Genomic DNA, 21,992 nt, shown 5'->3' with positions numbered 1-21,992 from the left:
GGGCTCGGTAGCTGCCGATCCACTCGTCTTCCCACTTCTGGTCGTACTGGTCGGGCGCGCAGCCGGGGCGGTAGATGGCAATCAGTTCCTGGGTGATCTGCTCGCGGTGCGAGGGCAGGCCGCCCGGCACCTCGTAGGTGCAGATGTGGAGGTTCCACTTGTTGCCGGCCCGCCGCTCCCAGCACTTCGCTCTCGGGTGGCTGAACGGCAGCCCGGCCGTAGCCAGGTTGTCGGCATGGTCGACGTCGATGACGGCGTAGTCGTGCGGCCGGTTCTCGGGATCGTCGCGGTACAGGATCGCGTAGACCGCAGCGGTGGTTGGCGGCGTCCAGCCGCCGAGCACCCTTGGCCCCTCGAACGGGTAGCCGGCGAGCGATCCCAGTCTGATCACTTGAACCCGATCACTCGTCGAACTCCGGCCCGTCCTCGCCGATCACTTCCGCACGGGTCATCGGCCAGGCGGGGAGATTCGCTGTCTCGACGGCTGCGGCGAACGCTGCCATAGCGGCCTCGACGGCCTGATCGGAGCTCTGAGCGTCTACAACGATCTGGGCGCCGTAGGCCATCGCGCCGACGCCCGAGGCGATGCCTTCGAGCGGGGCGACCGCGTCGGCCAGCGCGACCACCTCATCCAGTTCGACGGGGCGGTCGCCCTCGGCTTGGATGGAAACGCTCCAGCGGCTCACTGTTGCCAGCCCAGCAAGACGCGGCTCATCGGCGTCAGCCGACCTGAGCCAGCTCGGCAGCGAACGCCTCCAGGCTCGCCAAGTCGTGGCCCGATTCGAGGCTGTCGATGAACGGGCCGGCGGCCAGCATGCCCAGCGTGCTCGGCGGCGTATCGGCGTTGTGGCCGATGAGCGGGTTCATCCAGATGATCCGATGGCAGAGCCGGCTGAGGCGTTCCATCGCGTCAGCGAGAACTACGGGGCTGCCGCGGTCAAGCGCGTCGGAGCAGATGACGACTGTCGCGCCCCGGCTGAGCCCCTTTCGTCCCCACTTTCGGATGAAGGTGGTCAGCGACTCGCCGATCTGGGTGCCGCCGTCCCAGTCGAGTACTCGAGCAGCGGCGAGCTTCATGGCGTCGTCGGGATTGCGCCGGTCGAGCACCGGTGTAATGCGCGTCAGCCGGGTACCGAAACAGAACACCTCCACCTTCTGTGCCGCCCGGCGCATGGAGTATGCGAACTGCAGCAGGTTCCTCGAGTAGTCGGCCATCGACCCCGAGACATCGAGGATCAGCACCAGCGGGCGGGCTCGCTCGGTTCGCGTCAGGCGATGGAGGACGGGCGCTGCGTGACTGAGCCGCATCGCGTCCCGTGCCATACGGCGGATGTCGAGGCGCGCGCCTGACGGATCGGAACGACGCCTCCGGGTGCGCCTCCGGGGCGGTTCCAAACGGACCCGTGCCATGATCCGCCGCAGCGCGGCCAGCTCATCGGGCGTGCAGTCGGCAAAGCGCTTGTCGCGCTGAATGTCGACCCCGGAGGCTTGCCGTCCGAGCACCATCGGCCGGTCGTCGCCCGATTCGGCGCCGGGTTCGCTGTCGGGCACGTTCAGGGTGCCGCTGAGTGCTTGCACGATTGGCTCGGCAGCGGCAGGCTCAGGGTTGGCCGGGGACCGGTGTCCCAGGAAGTACCGGCGGAACACCTCGTCATAGAGCGGCAGGTGGTCCCGGCGATGGACCAGAGTTGTCCGGCCGCTCCAGTAGACGTCTTCGAGATCGCTCGGCGTGAGCTCCGAGACCGCAGAGCAGAACGTGACCATGTCGTCGGAGCCCACCGGAAGGCCCTCGTCTCGCAGCGCATGGCCGAAGCCGACGAGCCTCGCCACGAATTCCGCCGGATCTGGGCCGGCGTCGTCTCCGAGCGCGGGCGTTCGCTCAGGCATCGGCGACAACACGATCGAGCTCGGCTTCGACGAGTTCGAGGTCGTCACGGTCCTTGATGACGGCACCGATGGTGTCTGCTGCCGCTGCGGCATCGAGATCGTCGGTGCCCAGCACGCCCAGCGCGTCCACCCAGTCCAGCGTCTCGGCGACTCCCGGCGGCTTGGCGAGATCCATGTCGCGCAGGCGCTGGACCGCCACGACGACCTTGTGAGCGAGGGTCTCGACGGCATCCGGCGCACGCAGGCGCACGATCTCGATCTCCTCGTCGAGGCTGGGATAGCTGATCCAGTGGTAGAGGCACCGGCGCTTGAGGGCGTCGTGCAGTTCCCGTGTGCGATTCGAGGTCAGCACCACCAGCGGTCGGCTGGCTGCGGTGATGGTGCCGATCTCGGGGATCGTGATCTGGAAGTCCGACAGCAGCTCCAGCAGGAACGCCTCGAACTCGTCGTCGGCACGGTCGATTTCGTCGATGAGCAGCACTGCACTGCTGCCAGCCTTGATCGCCGACAGCAGCGGCCGCTCGATGAGGAATTCAGGGCCGTACAGTCCGCTGAGGGCCCCGGCGTCGGTCAGCTCGCTCTCCGACAGCGCCCTGACGTGCAGCATCTGCCGCGCGTAATCCCACTCATACAGCGCCTGGTAAGTGTCGATGCCCTCGTAGCACTGGAGACGGATGAGCTGCTGCCCGCCGATCTCCGCGAGGCACTTGGCCATCTCGGTCTTGCCGACGCCGACCTCGCCTTCGAGCAGGATCGGCCGGCCGAGTCGCATCCCGATGAGCGCTGCGGTGGCCAGGCCTCGGCTCGCGAGGTAGCCGGCTGCTCGAAGCTGTGCCTGGAGCTCGGCAACGCTCGCCGGTGTCTCGTTGCGGGGCTGGTCGCTCACCGTTGGAGCCCGGGACGCCGCCGGCCTCAGTCGCCTGATGTGGGACCGAGGACCAGGTCGCGCACTGAGGTGCCGTCGGGGGATGACTTGCCCTCGCGCTCGAGCAGCTTCCGCCACGACGTGGTGATGTCCTCGTCGCCTTCAGCAAAGCCGTCGAAGGTGAAATGGCGCGCATTGCGGCAGATCTTGACGTTGCTGTGCTCGGCGTCGAAGCCGGCGCTGTCGTCTCCCTGCCAGACATCTGTCAGGACGGGCTGCGTCTCGGCGCCGACGCTTGGCTGCGCGGGCACCGGATCGGTCGATGTCACGAACCCGATGGTAGCCGCAGGCGCCAAATCCCGATCAGCGCTGCCGTCCGCGCCTGCCGAAGTTCGTTTCGCCGTCGGTGGCCAAGGCAGGCTGGCACGCATGCCGCGTCGTAATCTCTGACACTTCACCGCATGTTGCCGGAAGGACTCGCATGACCGATCGCCAGATCCATATCCGAAGCTGCTCGTTGTGCGAGGCGATGTGCGGGCTCGAGGTGCACCACGCCGACGGCGAAGTGAAGCTGATCAGGCCGAACCGCAACGATGTCTGGTCGAAGGGCTACATCTGTCCCAAGGGCACCGTGCTCGGGCACATGTACGCCGATCCCGATCGGGTGCGCAGGCCGCTGGTCCGCAACGCAGCTGGCGATCTGGCCGAGGCCAGCTGGGATGCCGCCTTCGAGCGCTGCGCCGAGCTGCTCGGCGGCGTCCGGGACAAGTACGGCGTCGAAGCGATTACCGCCTACCTCGGCAACGCCACTGGCTTCAACTACTCCATCAGCCGCTACGCCGGCATGTTCCTGCAGCTCGCCGGGATACCCACCGTGTATTCGTCTGGCACCGTCGACACGTGGTCCAAGAACGTGGCCTGCCAGCTGATGTACGGGCACTCGTGGCGCATCCCGGTGCCCGACATCGACCGCACCGACTTCATGGTGGTCCAGGGCGCCAACCCGTCCGCCAGCCAGGGCAGCTTCATGGGCTGTCCCGATGTTCCGGGTGCGCTGGACCTCGTGCGCGAGCGAGGCAAGGTGGTGGTGATCGACCCTCGCCGCAGTGAAACCTGCGCACACGCCGACCAGTGGCTGCCGGTGCGGCCTGGCACCGATGCCCTGCTGCAGCTCGCAGTGGTGAACGTGCTGTTCGACGAAGGGCTCGTGCGACTGGGGCACCTGGCCGATCGGCTCAAGGGGGTGGACGACGTACGGGCCATTGCCGCTGAATTCCCGCCGGAGCGAGTGGCCGAGGCGTGCGGTGCGGATGCCGGGGCGATCCGCACCTTGGCCCGCGAGTTTGCTGCGGCTGAGCGTGCTGTGTGGTACGCGCGCATCGGCACCTGCAATCAGGAGTTCGGGACGCTGGCGTCGTGGCTGCCTGACGTCATCTGCGCGCTCACCGGCAACCTCGACGCGGTCGGCGGGATGATGTGGGCGAAGCCCGTGGCGTGGTCGATGCTGCAGCAGGACTGGGGCTTCGAGGGCGGATTTGACCGCTGGCGGAGCAGGGTTCGCGACATTCCCGAGGTGCTCGGCCAGTTCCCGATGGGCTGCCTCGCCGAGGAGATCGACACACCGGGCGAGGGGCAGCTCAAGGGACTGATCGTCGTGGGCGGCAACCCGGTGCTGTCGGCCCCCAATTCCGAGCGCCTCGACAACGCCTTGCCGCTGCTGGAGGCGATGATCTCGGTGGACAATGCGCTGAACGAGACCTCCCGCCACGCCCACGTCGTCTTGCCGGGGCTGGCTGCGCTGGAGCAGCACTTCTACTCCGAGATGCTGTGGGGTTGGGCCAAGCGGTCCGCGGCGAAGTATGCGCCGCCGCTGTTCCCGCCTGCCGACGACCGACCCGACGAATGGGAGATCCTCACCCGGCTCGGAGCGATGTGCGCCGGCATGGGAGACGTGAATGCCGCCGAGTTCGACGACCTGTACTTTTCGGCGCTTGCCGAACTGGCCGGCGTGGATCCCGCGATCGCGCTGGAGGCATCGCCCGAACCCGGGCCCGAGCGGCTGAATGATCTGGCCATCCGGACCGGTCCGTGGGGTGACCGCTACGGCGAGAACCCCGACGGCTTGAACCTCGACAAGCTCAAAGAGCTGCCCGACGGGCTCGACATGGGTCCGATGGTCCCGCAGGTCGACGACATTGTGGTGAACCCCGACGGGAAGATCGACCTAGCGCCTGAGCGCATCACTTCCGATGTCGGGCGCCTCGAGGCGAGCCTCGAGCGGCCCGATGCGTCGCTGGTGCTCACCAGCCGGCGCCACGTGCGCTCGAACAATTCGTGGATGCACAACGTGGAGGTCTTGGTGCGCGGCAAGGATCGCTGCACGCTGCTCATCCATCCCGACGATGCAGCGGAAGCAGGCGTGACCGACGGGGAACTGGCCCGGGTCTCGTCGTCGAGCGGTGCCGTCGAGGTGCCTGTGGAAGTCAGCGATCAGATGTACCCGGGTGTCGTGTCGCTGCCTCACGGTTGGGGGCACGACAAGCCGGGTACCCGACAATCGGTGGCGAGCAGGTACGCCGGTGTCAACTACAACCTGCTCGTCCCGCCCGATTTCGTGGATGTCCCGTCGGGCAACGCCGCCGTCAACGGCGTCCCGGTGGCTGTCACACCAGCATCTGGCGCCCCGGCATCCGGGGTTCCCGCCTGATCCCTCAGCGGCCAGAGGAAGGTACGCAGACCCGCGTGCTCTCGTAGGATGCCGTGCTGATGCGCAGGGGGGCGGCGGCCACTGAGGCGCCGCGCCTCGAACCCGAGGTCCGCGGCGGCGGTGCATTCTCGGCCCGCGGCTTCGCCCCGCTGTGGTTCAGCGGGCTGTGCTGGCACTGGGGACGCTGGGCGATCGCGTTCCTTGCGAGCTATCACGTCAACCAGATCACCGGCTCGCCACGGATGGTGCAGCTGACTGGGGCCATCATGTGGGCGCCTCTGCTGCTCGGCGGGGCCATCGGCGGGGTGATCTCGGATCGCTTCGACCGTCGGCGCACTGTGCGATTGCAGACAGCGCTTCTGGTGCCGTTCGTCGCCGTGGTAGGGCTGGCCGAGCGGGCTGGGCAACTGGGCATTGCACTGCTGTATCCGTTCTTGTTGTTCGCTGGCATCGGCTGGGTGGTGGACATGACCAGCCGTCGAGCGCTGGTGCTTGACATCGTGGGGCCGCATCGGCTGCATAAGGCCATGGCGTGGGAGACGATGGCACTCGCCTCAGGCGTAGCGGCGGGGCAGCTGCTGGGTGGCGCAGTTGCTGACCGGGCTGGTGTAGGGGCTGCCTTCCTGGGGGTGGCCGCCATGCTGGGCCTCGGCTTGGTGCTCCTCATGTGGGTACCGCATGTGCCCCCGGCTCGGCCCGCGGCCTCGGCAGCCGATCGGTGGTCCGACGCGCTCCGGGACCGGATCTTCGAGGTTGTGCCCCTCGGCCGAGCCGGCGAGGCGCATGGACACAGCCGCGCCGGCGAGGCGCATGGACACAGCCGGGCCAGTGTGGTGCATCAGCACAGCCGGGCCCGTACCTCGACGCTCACGGAGCTGCGGGCGGGCTTGCGCCTAGCGCGGACCAATCGCAGCCTGCTCAGCATCCTGGGTGTCACCGTGATGGCGAACTTCTTCATGTTCGCCTACTTCCCTGCCGTCCAGCTCATCGGCGACCAGGTCAACGCCACGGCGTCGCAGATCGGGATCATCGGCTCGATGACCGGCTTCGGCATGATCACCGGATCGTTGGTCACAGCGAGGTGGGGCGACGGTCGATGGGGGATCGCCTACTCGTTCGGCGTGTTCGTGGCGATGGCGATGCTCATTGTGTGGGCGCTGTCGCCGAATGTCCTGATCGCCGTGATCACGCTGTATGTCGCCAGCTGCGGCAGCGGGCTCTTCGCTGCGACGCAGTCGACCCTGGTGCTCACCGCGGTGTCGGAGGAGATGCGGGGCCGCGCCATGGGCTTGCTGAGCATGGCGATCGGCGCGCTGCCGGTGGGCACCTACGTGCTCGGCGAGGTGGCGCAGCAGCTCGGCGCCCGCACCGCGGTCATCCTGATGGCGTCGTTGGGACTCGCCGGGATGACGCTGTGGCTGCTCATCCGGCCAGAAGTGCTCCAGCGTTCGGGTCCCACGCCCTGAGGCTTCCAGCAGCATCTTGGGGATGAGTACGCTGCCGCATGGCCGAGTCGCGTCGCTGATGTACGTGACGGGAGGGGGGAGCCGATCATGAAAGCTGCAGTACTCAACGAGATTCCGGGCGAGCTCGACATCGAGGACATCTCGGTCGATGCGCCCGCTCCCGACGAAGTCCTGCTGCGGGTGGTGCACGCGGGCCTGTGTCACAGCGACCTGCACTTCATGGATGCCCACTGGCCGTACCAGCTCCCCGCTGTCATGGGCCATGAGAGCGCGGGCGTGGTCCAAGCCGTGGGCGAGAACGTGGCCTACGTGAAGCCCGGCGACCACGTCATCAGCTGTCTGTCGGTTTTCTGCGGCCACTGCGAGCGCTGCCTGACCGGTCGCCCGAACATCTGCGCCAATCCCTCTGCTGTCGCTCGGCCTTCGGGTGCCTCACCTCGGCTGGCCAAGCCGGACGGCACCGAGGTGGGCCAGTTCGCCCGTCTCGGCGGATTCGCCGAGGAGATGCTGATCCACCAGAACGCTGTCGTGAAGATCCGCGACGACATGCCGCTCGACCGTGCGGCGCTCATCGGCTGCGGTGTCACCACGGGGCTGGGTGCGGTGTTCAAGACGGCCCGCATCGAGCCCGGCGCGACCGTGGCCGTGTACGGCGCTGGCGGCATCGGCCTGTCGGCTGTGCAGGGCGCCCGCATCGCCGGTGCCGGTCGGGTCATCTCGGTGGATGTCGAGAACGACAAACTGGAGACGGCTCGCCAGGTTGGCGCCACCGACACGGTCAACGCTTCCGACGGCGACCCGGTCGAGGCCATCAAGGAGATGACCAGCGGCGGGGTGGACTACGCCTTCGAGTGCATCGGGCTGAAGCAGACCTGCGAGCAGGCGTGGTCGTCGTCGCGGCCCGGCGGCACCACGGTGATCGTGGGCATGATGCCATTCGGTGAGAAGATCGAGATCACGGGCTATGAGGTGTTCATGCTTGAGAAGCGGCTGCAGGGCTCGATGATGGGCTCGAACGCCTTCCGGGTGGACATGCCCCGCTACGTCGACATGTATCTCGACGGGCGGCTGATGCTCGACGAGATGATCTCGGCGCACATGCCGCTTGAAGACATCAACGTGGGTTACGAGCAGATGCGCCAGCGCGTCGGCACCCGCACCGTCATCGACTTCGACTAACCCGCCAATCCAACAACCAGCAAGAGAGGGGCCATGGAGGTCGAGGGCAGAGTTGCTGTAGTGACAGGCGCGGCGAGCGGCATGGGCCGCGCCATGGCCGATACGTTCGCGGCGGCAGGCATGAAGGTAGTGCTGGCCGATATCGAGGAAGCCCCGCTGAACGATGCCGCCGCCGAGGTGCGCGAGGCCGGTGCAGAGGCCATCGCGGTGCGCACCGACGTATCACAGCTGGCGCAGATCGAGGCGCTCGCCGAGGCTGCCGTGGAGCAGTTCGGAGCGGTGCATGTGCTGTGCAACAACGCGGGCGTCGGCATTCCCGGTCCGGTGGGAGACATGTCGCTCGAGGACTGGCGCTGGACGCTCGACATCAACCTGTGGGGGCCGATCTACGGCTGCCATGTGTTCCTGCCGATCATCGAGGCGACCGGCGAGGGCCACATCAACTCGACTGCTTCGGTGGCCGGGCTGTACGGCGGCGCCTCGCTGGGTGCCTACAACGTGTCCAAGCACGGTGTGGTGGCGCTGATGGCCACGCTCGAGCGGGATCTGCGGCTGCGGAACTCGCCGGTGCATGCCTCGGTGCTGTGCCCAGGGCCGATCAACACCAACATCGTGTACAGCCAGCGCAATCGTGACCCCGAAGATGCTGCCCACCACGTGCGCACCGATCAGGGCGACAAGTTCTGGGACATGCTCAAGGGCTACCTCGCCGAGGGCATGGACCCGGCCGATGTGGGGCCGATGGTGCTCGATGCCGTTCGCACCAATCGTTTCTGGGTGCTCACGCACCCGGAAATGGGCAAGATCGCCCGCTACCAGGCTGACGCCATGCTCGAGGATGGCCACCTCACCCGCTGAGCGGCTGCTGCACGTCGCCGCCACGTGTGGCGACGCTGAGGCAAACGGGGCAAGAGGGCGTTTACTGAGCCCGTGACTCCGACCGCGACGCCACGAGCGGACCGCTCGCCCGACGCGCCGGCCCGTCGGTCCTGAGCACGTGAAGCCCGCAGGACGGAGCGTGCGCGCGCAAGCGCGGCTGACTGCAAGGCGGCCGTCGGTCTTCACGGTCGTCCCGCAGATTCTCGATGCGGCCGGCCGGCCGCTCGCCGCATCGGTGGCACCCGCGGCCCCGCGCCCGCCGTTGCCTTCCGCCGCGCCGCCGACAGCTGATGTCGGGCCGCCGCAGGGGACCCGCTACCGGTGGATCTTGCTGGTGGTCATCGGTTTCGCCGTTCTCGGATTCGGTTCGCTGATGACGTTGGTCAGCGCGGCGCTGGGAAGCATCGCGGAAGACTTGGACACGAGCGTCCCGACGGCTGGCTGGGTGATGACCGGCCTGATGCTGGCGATGGCCGTGTCGACACCGGCAGGCGGCAAGCTCGGCGACATCTACGGCCATCGCCGGATGTTCATGATCGGCATGATCGGCATGACGGCCATGATGATCGTCAACTACTGGGTGCCCGACATCGGCACGTTCATCGCTGTGCGGGTCGTGTTCGGATTGTGCGGTGGGATGCTGATGCCGTCGGGGATGGCGCTGCTGATGCATGCCTTCGGTCCGGCCGAGCGCGCCCGAGCCGTGGGGTGGTTCCAGTTCGCCATGACCGGCGCGCCCACGATCGGTGTCGTTGCCGGCGGACCGATGCTCAACATCTTCGGCTGGCGCGGCATCTTCCTGCTCTTCGGCCTCATCGGCCTGCTGGGCACGGTGCTGGCGGTGTTGATCGTGAAGCCGATACCGCGAGGCGCACGCGTCTCCATCGACGTTCTCGGAGCCCTGCTGTTGGGCGGGGGCACGCTGCTGGTGCTGTGGGCGATCACCCGCATCCCCACGCTGACCCGTTCTGGCACGTCACTGCTCAGCGACCAGACGCTGATGCTGATGGTCGGCGGCGCGGTGGTGTGCTTCGTGCTGTTCGTGCTCTGGGAACGCCGTGCTGCGTCGCCGTTGCTAGATCTGCGACTGTTCCGGCGCCCCAGCTTCACGCTGCCCCTCGTGTCCGCAGCCTGCAACCAGTTCGCCTACATGGGTGCGTTCATCATCGTGCCGACGTTCTTGCTGCAGGACGGGTACGGATACTCCATAGGCGTGGCTGCGTTGCTGATGGTTCCCCGGCCTGGCGCGTTCGCCTTGGCGTCTCCGTTCGGCGGCACCCTCGTGACCAAGATCGGCGCCCGAGCGCCGATGCTGTTCGGCACCTCGGCGATGATCGGTTCGATGGTGGCGTTTGCCATCGGTGCCGACCCAGCGGGTTGGGGGCTCGCGCTGGTGATGGTGGGCTTGGTGCTCTCCGGCGTCTCCGCCGGCTTCGGCTCGCCGGCGTATCAAGTGCTGGTCGCGAACTCGGTGGACGACAAGGATCTGGGCGTCGCGAACGGCATGAACCAGACCGTCATGTGGATCGGCATCATCACCGGCATCCAGTCGATGCTGGCGTTCGCGGGAGACAGCCCGTCGATCAGCCGCCTGCAGACGACGTTCCTCTTCGGCGCGGTGGTGGCCGCGTTCGGGTACATGGCGCCGCTGTTCGCAACCCGCCGCGCCACTCGCGCCGGCTAGCAGCGTGTCGAGGTTTCGCTGGCCGCCTGACGGGCAGTGTGGCGACGCGCTAGAGGGCGGCGAGGAAGTCGAGTAGCTCGGCGTTGAGCTCGTCGGCGGCCTCTTGCTGCACCCAGTGGCCGATGCCGTCGAGGATCACCGACTTGTGCAGGTTGGGCATGGTCTCGCCGAACTTGGCGATGGAGCCGGCGCCCCACACCGTCGGCCCGTCGACTTCGCCGCCGACGAACAGGCTCGGCTGGGTGATGGCTGCGCCGTCGAAGGCGGCCATGTCCGCCCAGTCGCGGTCGACATTGCGGTAGCGGTTCAACCCGCCGGACATGCCGGTGCGGGTGAATTCTTGGGTGTACACCGCGAAGTCGGCCTCGGACATCCAGTGCGGCCAATGGCCGGGTTCGGGCCAGATGAAGTTGTCCGACAGCTTGCCGCCGGGTGCCACGCCGAAGCCTCCGCCCGATGAGTCGCCCGATGCTTGCCGGGCCCGCACACCGTCGCCGGAGGCGGAGAAGTACATGCCCAGCAGCCAGTGGGGAAGGTCGACCTCCATCTCGGCTTCGGCACGGCCCGGCTCCTGGAAGTACTCGATGTAAAACTCCTTGTCGCCGCCCATCATGCGGAACGCAGCGCTGGGCTTGAAGTCGCTGCGAGCGTTGTAGGGGACGCTGACCAGGCCCAGCGCGGTGAAGATGCCGGGACGCAGCAGCGCCGAGCTCCACGCAATGGGTGCACCCCAGTCATGGCCGACGATCACCGCAGCGTCCTCGCCGAGGGCCCGCACCACACCGACGTTGTCGGCGACGTGACGCACCATGCGGTACTCGTCGACAGCAGTCGGCGCAGCAGAACGGCCGTAGCCGCGCACGTCGATGGCCACCGCCCGATAACCGGCAGCGGCCACCGCCGGGAGCTGGTGGCGCCACGAATACCACGACTCCGGGAAGCCATGGACGAACAGCACCATCGGCCCCTCGCCCACTTCGGCCACATGAATCCGCGTGCCCAGCGCATCCACGTCGTAGTGCTTCACACCCGAAAGATCGGGCGCAGTCGTGCCATTGCTCTCACTCATGGCCGACATTCTGGCCCGCACGCCCAGCTTGCGCGTCGCTCCTGCGAAATTCGATTTTAGAAATCAATGAGAACCAATAAAATGATGTCTCATGGGAAACAAGCAACTCACGAACGGATTTGGTGTAATTGGTCAGAATTCTGGTCTAACATCGCCGGCTATGGCCGAAGTTCTGCCTTTCTCAGAAGCAAAGGCCCGGCTGTCAGAGTTGGCAGAGCGGATCGAGAATCAGCACGAACGCATTGTGGTGACCCGTCATGGTCGCCCGTCGTTCGTGCTCATGAGCTTGGACGAACTGGAATCGCTCGAAGAGACGCTCGACATACTCGGCGACGAGGAGCTCATGGCGTCCCTACGGCAGTCGTGGCAGGACGCTGCTGAGGGCAAGCTGATCCCGCTGGAGGAAGTCATCTAGGTCGAGCGAACCTCGGTGTATGCCGTCCAGTTCACCGCTGCCAGCAAGCGGCACCTCGACCGCCTTCCCGAAGGCGTGCGAGCCGCCGCGTTGGCGACCATCAACGGACCGATCCGCGAGAACCCGTTACGGGCTGGTAAGCCTCTTTCCCGAAGCTTGAGCGGTCACCGATCCGCTCGCCGCGGCGACTACCGCATCGTTTATAAGGTGAACGACGACGCGTCGGTCGTCGTCATCCACCGCGTCCAACACCGCCGCGACGTCTACCGCCTCGTCTAGTTGTCACAGTTTCGGGTAGGCCCGGTTGCACTTCCTTCGCGAATGTGTCGCACCCCTGCGCGATGGTGACGGCCGTGAAGACGCAACTGATTGAACTCATTGAGACCGCGCCGTGGCGTGAAGCCGTGACGTACCGGGACACATGGCCGCACGAGTACGTGCTGAGCGAGAAGGACGACCAGCGGAAGCTGCTCGCGGCGATCTGTGCCCGCTTCCATGCTGGCGAGGGTGTCGCTGGCCGCTTCTTCCGCATGTCGAACACCTACCTGTTCGTCGGCGACCACAAGTACTGGCTGATGACCGACTACCGCAAGATCAGCCCGCTCGCCGGCGAAGACAACTACGTCATCAACCGAGCACCGCAGTACCGCGACAGGAGAGACTTCGTCATCCAGCCCGGCGACACCGGCCGTCGCGACGACTAGCCGACGTCGCCCGCAAGCAACCGGACCAATCGAATGGAGTCCTTCTGATGCCCGATGACGACACGCTGCTCGCTCATCTCATTCCGCGACTTTCTGGCAGCGTCGAGGACGCGGCCACCGAGGCGCTCGCCTACATCCTCAACAAGTCGAAGCCCTGCCGCGAGGCGCTTGCAGACTTCGTGTCGGACGACAAGTTCGCGCTTGATCCCTTGGTGCGGGTCAGGACGCAATCGGTTCGAGATGACCAGTCACGACTGGACCTCGTCGGATTCGACAGCGATGACTCAGAACGGCTCATCATCGAATCCAAGTTCTGGGCCCCTCTTCTCGATGGTCAGGCGAGCGGATACCTGAGGCACCTCGCCGACAACAAGTCAGGCGTCTTGCTCTTCGTGGCACCCGAGGCTCGGCGAGCCGCGCTGTGGAGTGAAATTTGCGCACAGATGAAGAACGGCGAGGAGCACCCGTCTCCCGAGACCATCAGAGACGATGAACGGCGTCTGGTTGCTCGCGTGGCCGGCACTGACAAGCACCTGGCGCTCACGAGCTGGATCTGCCTTCTGGAGGTGCTGAAGGGATCAGCTTCAGAGCTGACCTTGGTGTCCGAGATCGAGCAACTGAGCGGTCTGGCGGCCAGTCAAGGAGACAAGAGGTTTGTTCCATTTCACCCTGGGGACCTCAGCGTGAGAGTGCCGCGTCATATCAGTGATCTCTATCGGATCATCTCTGACCTCGTCAATGCACGCGGCGTAGACACGGGGTGGATGGACACCAGCGGTCTGCGAGCAGCGGCCAGTTGGGACGGGTACGGACGAAGCTTCCGCTTCGCCCGCGTTGAGGGGCGGCATTGGATCGGCGTCAGCTTCGAATTCTGGGGGGATGAAGAAGGAGCGCCGATCTGGCTCTACCTGGACGAAGAGCTGAGTCAGGCCATCGACGCGGATGCGCTGCGCTGCCAGCTGCTTTTGCCGGATCACTGGGAGCCTGACGTACCGATATGGCTTCCGATACGCATCCGGCTCGGCGCGTCATATGACGATGTTCTCGACGATGTCGTGAGCCAGGTGAAGACGGTCTACGACATTGCTCTTGAGAGGGTGGCGAAGAACTCCTGAGACGGCGGCGCGGAGCGTCGTGGTGGGCAAGGATTGTGGGCATGAGCCTGTTGGCGTTTGAGTTGCCGTCGTTGGAGACGATTGAGCTGGAGTCTGATGGGGAGACGCTGCGGGTGTGGCTGAACCGGCCGGAGTCGCGCAATGCTCACAACCAGTTGATGATCCGCGAGGTGGGCGATCTGTTCTCGGCGCTGAACGGCCAGACGCAGTTCCGGGTGGCGGTGCTGGGCGGGCGGGGGAAGTCGTTCTGCGCTGGCGCTGACCGCAAGGAAGGTCCGCTCGCTGCGGCGAATGACCGCGAGGCCCGCTACATCAACCAGCTCGGCCGCCGGGCAGCCCGTGCTATCGAGGACTGCGAGGCAGTGACCATCGCCCGCGTGCACGGCCACGCCATCGGTGGCGGAAACTGCTTCGCCACGAGCTGCGACTTCCGGATCACCACTGCGGATGCACTGTGGTACGTGCCCGAGGTGGAGCTCGGCGTGCCGCTGCCATGGGGCGCAACGCCCCGGCTGATTGCCGAGATGGGCATGTCCCGCGCCCGGCAGTTCGTCATGACCAGTGAACGGGTCAATGGGCATACGGCCGTTGAGTGGGGCCTGGCGCACGAGGTATGTGAAGGAGAGGGCGAGCTCGACGCCGCAGTCGAGCGCTGGGTGGCACGCCTCTTGGATTTGCCGGCGCTGTCGGTGCAGATGGCCAAGCACCAGCTGCGCGGCTACGCCCAGCTCACCCGGCTCGGCGACCTGTCCGAGTTCGACGGAGACGCCTCAGCTAGGTCCATCACCAGCGCGGACGCCCAAGCCCGCTTCGGCACCTTCTGAATCTGGGTCCACCGGTATCGTTCGGCATGTGCAGCAACTGGCTGAGATCGCAGCACTCGCCCCGTTTCTGTACGTCCTCGCGGCGCTCTATGCCCTGATGCGCCAAGTCTTGGCTTGGCGGCGTGGTTGGTGCACCTACGGCCAGTCCGGTACCACGCTTTGGACGGTCAACGAGCGAACTGACCGAGGGTGCCCACGACGGTATGTGCGATGCGGGAGGCACCAGCACCTTCCCCTGGGTGCTGAGGAGCACATGAGGGCCAAGGACAACGATCTCCTTCAACGAGGACGTGTTGTCGTGCCGGCGCCTGTAGGCGCCAACTTGTGGAGCTATGTCGCGAGCGACGGTGAGTCCATCGGCAAGTGGCGCTGGACATGGAAGTGCCTTGGGCTGTTTCTCTCTCGGCGGTTCGCCGAGTCCGCAATCGAGACCTGCGCGGGGTGCAACTCGCGCTCGGCTCAACTGCTGGATGAGCTCCACGAAGCGCTCGACGGGAAGGACACGAATGCCTGAGGATCGCCTTGAATCCGAGAAGGTCGTCGTTCAGGCACCGATGAGCTTCATCGGGTCAGCCGCAAGGATCTGGCGCTTGACACGCGTCGGGCCATCGCCCGTTCGCTTTCTCCTCGGTCTTCTCGCGGTCTTCCTGATCGCTGTCGTGTGGTTGTTCGTGCTCAGCTGGTACGTGTTGTTCTCACTCTTCTTGGTGCCGTATCGACTTGTCCGTCGTGGAAGCCGCACCCGCAAGCGGGAAGAGCTCCGACACCGAGAAGTGCTCGAGGCGATCGAGAGCAACAGCGACAAGTTGGTCCCCGAAGACTCAGACTCCGACGCTTCGTAGCCGGGATTCGTCGCGAGCCTGAACCTCCCCGCCCAGTCCAGCAGGTCAAATCCCACGTTTTCGCGAGAGCGCTCGTTTCTCAGGGGCCGAGGGCGAACAGCGGCACTACTGAGACTCCGTCGGGGCGTTCGTACGAATAGCCGTCGGCAGCAGTGATCACGACGAGCTTGGCGGCCCGGTCCATCCTGGATTCGTCGATCTTGCCGCAGGCAGTCAGCAGTGAACGGGCGGCTTGTTCGATCTGCTCGTTGCCGCCGAGCTTGACCTCGACTGCGAGCCAGCGCCCGTCGCCGGCGTCGACGATCGCATCGACTTCGCTGCCGGCTGCATCTCTGAAAGCGAACACCTCAGCGCCGGTGGCCTGCGCGTAGATGCGCAGATCCCGCACCACGAGCGATTCGAAGAGCAAACCGAGCGCCTCGGTGTCGGCCAGCAGGCGCTCGGGCTGGGCTCGGAGCGCCGCAACGGCCAACGACGGATCAGTGAAGTGATGGCGTGGGCTCGATAGCAGCGGTGACCGAGTGCGCAGATGGGTGGGCCACGCCCTCAGCGGTTCCAGAACATGAAGTCGCTCGAGCGCATCGAGATAGGCACGGGCTGAATGGCGGCTCAGCGGGGCGGCAGCGCTTGTCTCGGTCGCCAGCTTGTTCAGGCTCGCTGCGGTGCCGACGTTGCGCGCGAGCGAGCGCAGCAGTGCCTGCACTCGTACGGGGTCACGAGCAACTCCGTCGACCTGGCGGATGTCGGTGCGCGCGATGTCGTCGAGATAGCTCCTCAATGCGGCGCTTGCGTCACGTACCGGCACGCCGTCATCGAGACCAGGCCAGCCACCTCGACAGAGTGCGTCGACTGCCTCGGGCACGCCATGTCCGCTCGGACCGGCTTCAGCCCGCTCGCCGCGCAAGAGACCGGCAAGCGACACTTCTTGAGTGGACAACCCTCGCTCGGCGAGCGACATGGTGCGCAGAGCAAGTCGCTGGATGCGCAACGCGCCCGAGTGGCGGGTGAGGTCATCGGACGGTGTGGCCGAGCCGGTCAGAATGAACTGGCCTGCCTCTGCTCGAGCGTCGCACTCGCCTCGAACTGCGCCCCACAGCATCGGCACGCGCTGCCATTCGTCGATCAATCGGGGAGTGGCACCGTCGAGTATCCGGTGAGGTTCGGCCTGTGCCAGTGCGAACGCGGCCGGATCTTGCTCGAGCAGCGCTTCGCTGTGCGCGAAACGCTTCGCCAGCCACGTCTTTCCGCAGCCCTTCGGCCCTTCAATGAGCAGTGCACGAGCGGTTCGCAGCATCCGTGCAGCGTTCACCTCGGCAACGCGGCCGCGGTATCCCGCAGGTGTGAGACTCAATGCGGGCTCGGACGTCTTACCAGCGGACATAGGAGATAATCTACCATTTTTGACATAGTTGATCTACCAAATCAGACTAGAGTGACCTACCAAATCAGAGCGAATTGATCTACTAGATCAGATCCCTGCACGACGCGGCGAACGCCGACGCCGCTGAGGCCGAGCTGCGGGCATCCATCTCGTCGCAGCGCTAGCTGCGAGCATCGATCTTGTCGTAGGCCTTCTTCATGGCCTGGTAGCCCTCCACGGCGCGAGGTATGCCGCCGTAGATGGTCATCTGCACCATGATCTCCTCGATCTCGGTGCGGGACAGGCCGTGGTTCAGGCCTGCCGGCACGTGGAACGCCAGCTCGTCGGTGCGGCTCAGCACCGTGAGAATCGCGATGACCACGATGCTGCGGTCTCGCCGGGACAGCTCGTCCCGTGACCAGAGGTCTCCGAACGCCCAGTGATAGGCGATGCGCCCGACCTCACCGAGGTGCTCGACCAGCCGTGCCATGTCCACGGAGGGATCGCTCGAAGCTCGGCCTGCGGTGAGCGTTCCCCGCACTTCGGCCGCGCGCCGCTCCCGCTCGTCGTCGTCGAGCTCATCGGCACCCGAACGCTCGGGCAGCCGATCGACCCCGTCGAGTGTGCGGAACCGTTCGTCGACCACCCGGGACGCCGCCATCGCCATCGGGAATCCCGCGTAGGCGGCCACCTGGATCAGGATCTCTTCGATCTCGGTGCGCGTCAGGCCGTGGTTCAGGCCGACCTCCGTGTGCAGAGACAGCTCCTCGCTCGAACCGATCGTGGCGAGCACCGTGATCACGATCAGGCTGCGGTCGCGGCGCGATAGCTCGGGCCGTGACCACACGTCGCCCATCACCACGTCGAAGGCAAACGTGCCCAGCGCCCCGAGGCGCCGGGTCATCGACCGCTGCGCTCGCTCGGGATCAACTTCCCCGTTGGTGAATCGCTCGTATACCTCGAATGCGGCGGCCCGCCTTTCGGCGTGCGTGCGTGCTCCTGTTGTCGACATTGCGTGCTCCCTGCGCGTGATCGTCTTGCTGCCGGCGCCCGTCATCATCGCCGCGATCGCGCCTGTCGTGCCCGGATTGCAGGCGTGCAACAGCCGGCCCGTCGCCGGAAGCGGGCCCGCAGCGCGGCTACAGCTCGCCGGGCTCCTTGCCGGGCAGGTACGTCACCGGCAGGTTGGTGAGGCGGCGCACCCGAGACGGCAGGTCGGCGCCCACCAGACGTGAAGCCCCCGCAGGCAGGGTCGACAGGATGATGCCGTCGAAGCTGGAACGCGACAGCACCGCCTGAATCGCCCGCAGGGGATCAGGGTCGCCGAGTTCGCCCGTCGCGGCGTACGACGCCGCGGCGATCTTCGCGAGCTGGGCGTCGAGACGCTTCTGGGCCTGCTCCATGCCGAGCGTGTCGGGTCCCAGATAGTCGGCCGCGGGCACATGCTCGGACGGGATGCCCGTCACCGGGTCGGCCGCAAGCATCGAGAGTCGGCGTGCCCGCGCGTAGCTCTTCGAATGCGTCATCGGCACCAGCAGGTGGAACTCGCACGGACCGTGGGAGTTCAGCCGATCGATCTCGGCGACGACCTCACCGGTGCCCAAGGTCTGGTTGGCCACGATGAGCCAGCGCGTCACCTCCACATCTGGCGCACCCGGCGTCAGGCCGGGCCGCATCCGGTCGACCCGGAACGCCACCCGCAGCTTGATGCGGTAGAGGGCGATCTCGCCGTCCACGATCATCACATCGCGCTCTTCGACGTGCGCCACCGACAGATCGCGGATCGTCTTGGTGGCCTCGGCAACCCCCCGACGTGCCGCGTCCTCCCAAGAAATCCGGCTCGCCGCGACCAGCGTGATGACCTTCTCGACAGCGTTTCGGTTGCGCTGAGGTGATTCGTTCAAGGTGCCGACCTGTTCGGTGTGGGGCTTGTTCCTGCGAGCGATCCAGTGTGCTCCGGTGGGGCAGACTGTAGGGCACACCGCGTTCGTGCGGCACACAGCGCGCCGCCGGGGGAGAATCCAATGAGCAGCGTCTACAACGTGATCGAGCTAATCGGCACCAGCGAGGAATCGTGGGAGAAGGCAACGCAGAATGCGATCACCGAGGCCTCCAAGACCCTGCGGGATCTTCGGGTTGCCGAGGTGATCGAGCAGGACGTCGTGATCGAGGGCGGCGCGATCGCAGCTTTCCGCACCAAGGTGCGGCTGTCGTTCAAGCACGAGTCGCCTTGAGCAGCTGCAGCGCTGCCAGGGCCGTCGCTCAGTGCAGCGGCACTAGCGCGCGGGCATCAGGCACGTCCGAGAGCCGAATCCGCAAAGGCCGCACGCTTCAATGACCGCGCGCGGTCTCGACGGCATCCGTGTCGTCGAGCTGGGACAGATGGTGGCGGCTCCCTGGACGGCCAAGCTGCTCGCCGACCTCGGAGCCGATGTCATAAAGGTCGAGCCGCCCGAAGGCGACGCTGCACGCCGTCGTGGGCCGTTCGCCCCTGACGGCGGGCGCCCCGACACCGAAGCCGGCCCCAGTGCCGGCACCGACTCGGGGCTGACGGCCGGTCTGTTCGCCGCCATCAATACGAACAAGCGCGGCATCATGGTGGACCTCGCCCGTCCGGACGGCCGCGCGACGCTGCAGCAACTGCTCGCGGATGCGGACCTGTTCATCCACGATCTGGCACCGGGAACAGCGGCGGCGCACGGCCTGACGGCAGCGTCGCTGCGGACGCAGCACCCGTCGCTGGTGACGATGTCGATCACGCCGTTCGGGCAGACCGGCCCCTACGCGGACTGGCGAGCCACCGAGCTGCAGGTCATTCACGGCGGTGGCTGGGGCTGGCTCACCCCTGGCTGCGTGCAGGACGCCGAGCTGCCTCCGCTGAAGCCCCACGGCCATCAAGCGGCGTTCCAGTCCGGCTTCGCAGCAGCGTGCGCCTCGCTGGCTGCCGTCGACCGGGCGCAGCGCACCGGCCACGGCGAGCACATCGACTTCGCCCAGATGTCCTACGTGGTGGGGATGCTGGAGGCGGCGTTCATCAGCTGGTCGTACCGGGGCGAGAACCCCAGCCGCCTGGGTGCTCGCATACTCAACCCCTGGGGGATCTTCCCGACCGGCGACGGGCACATCTTCCTGGTGTGCGTCGAGGCCGACCAGTGGGAGCGGCTGAAGGATTTCATGGGCCGGCCGGAGTGGGCCGACATGGACATCTTCTCCACGCTCGAGGGTCGCTTCGAGAACGAAGACCTGCTGCGCATGTGGCTCGGCGAGTGGATCGCTGCGCAGCCGGTGACGGAGCTGTTCCATCGCGGCCAAGCAGAGCGGCTGGCGTTCGCCCCGGTGAACACGGTGGCACAGATGGCCGCCGACCCGCACCTGGCTGCCCGCGACTTCCTCGTCACCTACGAACAGCCGGGGCTGGGAGACATCACCGTGCCGGGCGCGCCGTCACGGCTCACGAATTCGTGGTGGTCCATCCGCCGACCGGCACCGTCGCTGGGCGAGCACAGCGGCGCCTCATTTGCCGCAACGGACACAGCGACGGCATCACTGCCAGCATCTTCACCTGCATCTTCGGCCACACCGTCGAACCGCCCGCTCGACGGCGTCACGGTGGCTGATTTCACCTGGGTCTGGGCGGGCCCCTACTGCACGCTGCACCTGGCACACCTCGGTGCCACGGTGATCAAGGTGGAGTCGTCAGCCCGGCCCGATCTCGGTCGCCGTCTGCCGACGCAGTCGGGCCGTCACACGCCGACGCTCGACACCAACGGCTACTTCAACCAGTACGGCCAGGGCAAGCAGAGCATCACTATCGACCTGGGCACAGCCGAGGGGCGTGCGTTGGCGAAGCGGTTGGCGCTGTCGTGCGACCTGGTGGTGTCCAACTACGCCACCGGCGTCATGGACGAATGGGGTCTCGGCTACGAGGCGCTGGCAGCAGAGCGTCCCGACGTGATCGTGGGCGTCATCAGCGGCTACGGCCACCACGGGCCGTACCAGTCGTACATGGGCTACGGACCCACCACCGGGCCGCTGTCAGGCCTCGCGTCGATGACGGGCTACCCCGGGACGGACGCAGACGAGCTCGGCGTGTCGCTCGGCGACCCGGCGGCCGGGATTGCCACGGCGTACGCGCTGGTTGCCGCGCTCGTGGCACGGCGGCGCACCGGCGAGGGTCAGTTCATCGACACGTCGATGTGGGAGGCCACCACGGCGTGCACCGTCGAGGGTTGGATGGAATGGGTGATGCGGGGCACACAGCCAGATCCGATGGGCAACCTCGACCCCCTGTGGTCTCCGCACAACCTGTATCGCTGTGCCGACAACGACGACTGGGTTGCCGTCTGCTGCGTCGACGAAGCCGAGTGGGCTGCGCTGGCGAGGATCACCGGCATCGATCCCGACGATGAGCGATTCGCCACAGCCGCCGGCCGCAAGGCCAATGAGGCCGAGCTCGACAAGCTGATCGGCGCGTGGACCCGTGAGCGTGACCAGTGGGACATCACCGAGCTGCTGCAAGCTGCCGGCGTGCCCGCCTTCCCCTCGCTCAGCTCACGCTCACTCGAAGTCAACCCACACCTCGCCGAGCGCGGGCTGATCGAGCGTCTGGATCATCCGGTCGTGGGCCAGATGAGCCACGTCGGCATCCCGTGGCTCCTCTCCGACGGCACCAATGGCGTGCGCTCGCCCGCTCCCATGCTCGGCCAGCACACGCACGAGGTGCTCACCGGCCTGCTCGGGCTCAACCCCGACGAGATCGCAGCGCTCGAAGCGGCCGACGCTCTCCGCTGAGCTCTATTCGGGCCAGTCGGTGAGGGTGACGACGTCGAAAGTCGCGCCGACAGGGTCGGCCACTGTGGCCATACGGCCTGGGCCCCAGTCGAAGGGCGGAACGATCACGTTGCCGCCGTTGGCCGTCGCCGCAGCGCAGGCAGCGTCGACGTCGTTCACCCCGAAGCTGACCCGCCAGTGCGGCGGCACACCGGGAGGCGGTGCC

General features: G+C 66.5%; 24 protein-coding genes. 14 read left to right on the top strand and 10 right to left on the bottom strand.

Features of this window, described 5'->3' with window-relative positions:
- From VI480_RS08225 to VI480_RS08205, 5 genes are all read right to left on the bottom strand, one after another.
- Window positions 1-391 (bottom strand): hypothetical protein (locus tag VI480_RS08225; RefSeq protein WP_323672346.1); only part of this gene is annotated, 391 nt, incomplete at its 3' end.
- Window positions 392-401: 10 nt separating this feature from the next.
- Entirely contained in the window at window positions 402-686 is a 285-nt protein-coding gene (locus VI480_RS08220; RefSeq protein WP_323672345.1) for a hypothetical protein, read from the bottom strand.
- A gap of 34 nt (window positions 687-720) precedes the next feature.
- A complete protein-coding gene (locus VI480_RS08215) occupies window positions 721-1,887 on the bottom strand; it encodes a vWA domain-containing protein (protein ID WP_323672344.1) in 1,167 nt (388 codons plus the stop codon).
- Window positions 1,880-2,773: a MoxR family ATPase gene (locus VI480_RS08210; protein WP_323672343.1), complete on the bottom strand. Its 894-nt coding sequence runs from the start codon at window positions 2,771-2,773 to the stop codon at window positions 1,880-1,882. Before VI480_RS08210 ends, VI480_RS08215 begins: the two co-directional genes overlap by 8 nt.
- A 26-nt stretch (window positions 2,774-2,799) precedes the next feature.
- Window positions 2,800-3,081, bottom strand: coding sequence for a hypothetical protein (locus tag VI480_RS08205; RefSeq protein ID WP_323672342.1), 282 nt, complete (start codon window positions 3,079-3,081; stop codon window positions 2,800-2,802).
- A 152-nt stretch (window positions 3,082-3,233) separates the two neighbouring features.
- On the opposite strand from VI480_RS08205, the gene VI480_RS08200 reads away from it, so the two are divergent.
- The 5 genes from VI480_RS08200 to VI480_RS08180 all read left to right on the top strand — a co-directional run bounded on the left by VI480_RS08200 (window position 3,234) and on the right by VI480_RS08180 (window position 10,667).
- Window positions 3,234-5,459, top strand: a complete 2,226-nt coding sequence (locus VI480_RS08200; protein ID WP_323672341.1) for a molybdopterin-dependent oxidoreductase — start codon at window positions 3,234-3,236, stop codon at window positions 5,457-5,459.
- A gap of 59 nt (window positions 5,460-5,518) precedes the next feature.
- Window positions 5,519-6,925: an MFS transporter gene (locus VI480_RS08195; RefSeq protein WP_323672340.1), complete on the top strand. Its 1,407-nt coding sequence runs from the start codon at window positions 5,519-5,521 to the stop codon at window positions 6,923-6,925.
- 87 nt (window positions 6,926-7,012) lie between these two features.
- Complete coding sequence (locus VI480_RS08190; protein WP_323672339.1) at window positions 7,013-8,104, top strand: Zn-dependent alcohol dehydrogenase; 1,092 nt, start codon at window positions 7,013-7,015, stop codon at window positions 8,102-8,104.
- A 60-nt stretch (window positions 8,105-8,164) separates the two neighbouring features.
- Window positions 8,165-8,962, top strand: a complete 798-nt coding sequence (locus VI480_RS08185; RefSeq protein WP_323672338.1) for an SDR family NAD(P)-dependent oxidoreductase — start codon at window positions 8,165-8,167, stop codon at window positions 8,960-8,962.
- A gap of 160 nt (window positions 8,963-9,122) precedes the next feature.
- The gene (locus tag VI480_RS08180) at window positions 9,123-10,667 is read left to right on the top strand and encodes an MFS transporter (protein ID WP_323672337.1); all 1,545 of its coding nucleotides are present in this window, start codon (window positions 9,123-9,125) and stop codon (window positions 10,665-10,667) included.
- A gap of 49 nt (window positions 10,668-10,716) precedes the next feature.
- On the opposite strand, the gene VI480_RS08175 is transcribed toward VI480_RS08180, so the two are convergent.
- Complete coding sequence (locus VI480_RS08175; protein WP_323672336.1) at window positions 10,717-11,736, bottom strand: alpha/beta hydrolase; 1,020 nt, start codon at window positions 11,734-11,736, stop codon at window positions 10,717-10,719.
- 160 nt (window positions 11,737-11,896) lie between these two features.
- Between VI480_RS08175 and VI480_RS08170 the strand changes: the two genes are divergently transcribed.
- The 7 genes from VI480_RS08170 to VI480_RS08140 all read left to right on the top strand — a co-directional run bounded on the left by VI480_RS08170 (window position 11,897) and on the right by VI480_RS08140 (window position 15,636).
- On the top strand, window positions 11,897-12,151 hold the full coding sequence (locus VI480_RS08170; RefSeq protein WP_323672335.1) for a type II toxin-antitoxin system Phd/YefM family antitoxin: 255 nt from the start codon (window positions 11,897-11,899) through the stop codon (window positions 12,149-12,151).
- A gap of 15 nt (window positions 12,152-12,166) precedes the next feature.
- The gene (locus tag VI480_RS08165; RefSeq protein WP_323672334.1) at window positions 12,167-12,430 is read left to right on the top strand and encodes a type II toxin-antitoxin system RelE/ParE family toxin; all 264 of its coding nucleotides are present in this window, start codon (window positions 12,167-12,169) and stop codon (window positions 12,428-12,430) included.
- Window positions 12,431-12,504: 74 nt separating this feature from the next.
- Entirely contained in the window at window positions 12,505-12,855 is a 351-nt protein-coding gene (locus VI480_RS08160) for a hypothetical protein (RefSeq protein WP_323672333.1), read from the top strand.
- Window positions 12,856-12,902: 47 nt separating this feature from the next.
- Entirely contained in the window at window positions 12,903-13,970 is a 1,068-nt protein-coding gene (locus tag VI480_RS08155) for a hypothetical protein (protein WP_323672332.1), read from the top strand.
- A 41-nt stretch (window positions 13,971-14,011) separates the two neighbouring features.
- A complete protein-coding gene (locus VI480_RS08150) occupies window positions 14,012-14,794 on the top strand; it encodes an enoyl-CoA hydratase/isomerase family protein (RefSeq protein ID WP_323672331.1) in 783 nt (260 codons plus the stop codon).
- 253 nt (window positions 14,795-15,047) lie between these two features.
- Window positions 15,048-15,308, top strand: a complete 261-nt coding sequence (locus VI480_RS08145; RefSeq protein WP_323672330.1) for a hypothetical protein — start codon at window positions 15,048-15,050, stop codon at window positions 15,306-15,308.
- 76 nt (window positions 15,309-15,384) lie between these two features.
- Window positions 15,385-15,636, top strand: a complete 252-nt coding sequence (locus tag VI480_RS08140; RefSeq protein ID WP_323672329.1) for a hypothetical protein — start codon at window positions 15,385-15,387, stop codon at window positions 15,634-15,636.
- Between the two features lie 79 nt (window positions 15,637-15,715).
- Here VI480_RS08140 and VI480_RS08135 read toward each other — a convergent pair whose 3' ends face one another.
- The 3 genes from VI480_RS08135 to VI480_RS08125 all read right to left on the bottom strand — a co-directional run bounded on the left by VI480_RS08135 (window position 15,716) and on the right by VI480_RS08125 (window position 18,900).
- On the bottom strand, window positions 15,716-17,017 hold the full coding sequence (locus VI480_RS08135; protein ID WP_323672328.1) for an ATP-binding protein: 1,302 nt from the start codon (window positions 17,015-17,017) through the stop codon (window positions 15,716-15,718).
- Window positions 17,018-17,177: 160 nt separating this feature from the next.
- On the bottom strand, window positions 17,178-18,008 hold the full coding sequence (locus tag VI480_RS08130) for a carboxymuconolactone decarboxylase family protein (protein ID WP_323672327.1): 831 nt from the start codon (window positions 18,006-18,008) through the stop codon (window positions 17,178-17,180).
- A gap of 127 nt (window positions 18,009-18,135) precedes the next feature.
- A complete protein-coding gene (locus VI480_RS08125; RefSeq protein WP_323672326.1) occupies window positions 18,136-18,900 on the bottom strand; it encodes a dodecin family protein in 765 nt (254 codons plus the stop codon).
- A gap of 120 nt (window positions 18,901-19,020) precedes the next feature.
- Between VI480_RS08125 and VI480_RS08120 the strand changes: the two genes are divergently transcribed.
- Window positions 19,021-19,230 (top strand): dodecin family protein, encoded by a 210-nt coding sequence (locus VI480_RS08120; protein ID WP_323672325.1) that lies wholly within the window; start codon window positions 19,021-19,023, stop codon window positions 19,228-19,230.
- A 100-nt stretch (window positions 19,231-19,330) separates the two neighbouring features.
- The gene (locus tag VI480_RS08115) at window positions 19,331-21,787 is read left to right on the top strand and encodes a CoA transferase (protein WP_323672324.1); all 2,457 of its coding nucleotides are present in this window, start codon (window positions 19,331-19,333) and stop codon (window positions 21,785-21,787) included.
- A gap of 3 nt (window positions 21,788-21,790) precedes the next feature.
- On the opposite strand, the gene VI480_RS08110 is transcribed toward VI480_RS08115, so the two are convergent.
- The coding region (locus VI480_RS08110; RefSeq protein ID WP_323672323.1) for a VOC family protein at window positions 21,791-21,992 on the bottom strand (202 nt) is incomplete at its 5' end.

The organism is Candidatus Poriferisodalis multihospitum, from assembly GCF_028283155.1.
In the GTDB taxonomy this organism is placed as follows: domain Bacteria; phylum Actinomycetota; class Acidimicrobiia; order Acidimicrobiales; family Poriferisodalaceae; genus Poriferisodalis; species Poriferisodalis multihospitum.
This window is presented reverse-complemented; position numbering and strand designations above follow the sequence as displayed.

Coding starts and splice junctions, on each gene's coding strand:
- VI480_RS08215 (WP_323672344.1), bottom strand. CDS start 1,887: ATGCCTGAGCGAACGCCCGCGCTCGGAGACGACGCCGGCCCAGATCCG.
- VI480_RS08200 (WP_323672341.1), top strand. CDS start 3,234: ATGACCGATCGCCAGATCCATATCCGAAGCTGCTCGTTGTGCGAGGCG.
- VI480_RS08195 (WP_323672340.1), top strand. CDS start 5,519: ATGCGCAGGGGGGCGGCGGCCACTGAGGCGCCGCGCCTCGAACCCGAG.
- VI480_RS08190 (WP_323672339.1), top strand. CDS start 7,013: ATGAAAGCTGCAGTACTCAACGAGATTCCGGGCGAGCTCGACATCGAG.
- VI480_RS08175 (WP_323672336.1), bottom strand. CDS start 11,736: ATGAGTGAGAGCAATGGCACGACTGCGCCCGATCTTTCGGGTGTGAAG.
- VI480_RS08170 (WP_323672335.1), top strand. CDS start 11,897: ATGGCCGAAGTTCTGCCTTTCTCAGAAGCAAAGGCCCGGCTGTCAGAG.
- VI480_RS08155 (WP_323672332.1), top strand. CDS start 12,903: ATGCCCGATGACGACACGCTGCTCGCTCATCTCATTCCGCGACTTTCT.
- VI480_RS08150 (WP_323672331.1), top strand. CDS start 14,012: ATGAGCCTGTTGGCGTTTGAGTTGCCGTCGTTGGAGACGATTGAGCTG.
- VI480_RS08145 (WP_323672330.1), top strand. CDS start 15,048: ATGAGGGCCAAGGACAACGATCTCCTTCAACGAGGACGTGTTGTCGTG.
- VI480_RS08135 (WP_323672328.1), bottom strand. CDS start 17,017: ATGTCCGCTGGTAAGACGTCCGAGCCCGCATTGAGTCTCACACCTGCG.
- VI480_RS08130 (WP_323672327.1), bottom strand. CDS start 18,008: ATGTCGACAACAGGAGCACGCACGCACGCCGAAAGGCGGGCCGCCGCA.
- VI480_RS08120 (WP_323672325.1), top strand. CDS start 19,021: ATGAGCAGCGTCTACAACGTGATCGAGCTAATCGGCACCAGCGAGGAA.
- VI480_RS08115 (WP_323672324.1), top strand. CDS start 19,331: ATGACCGCGCGCGGTCTCGACGGCATCCGTGTCGTCGAGCTGGGACAG.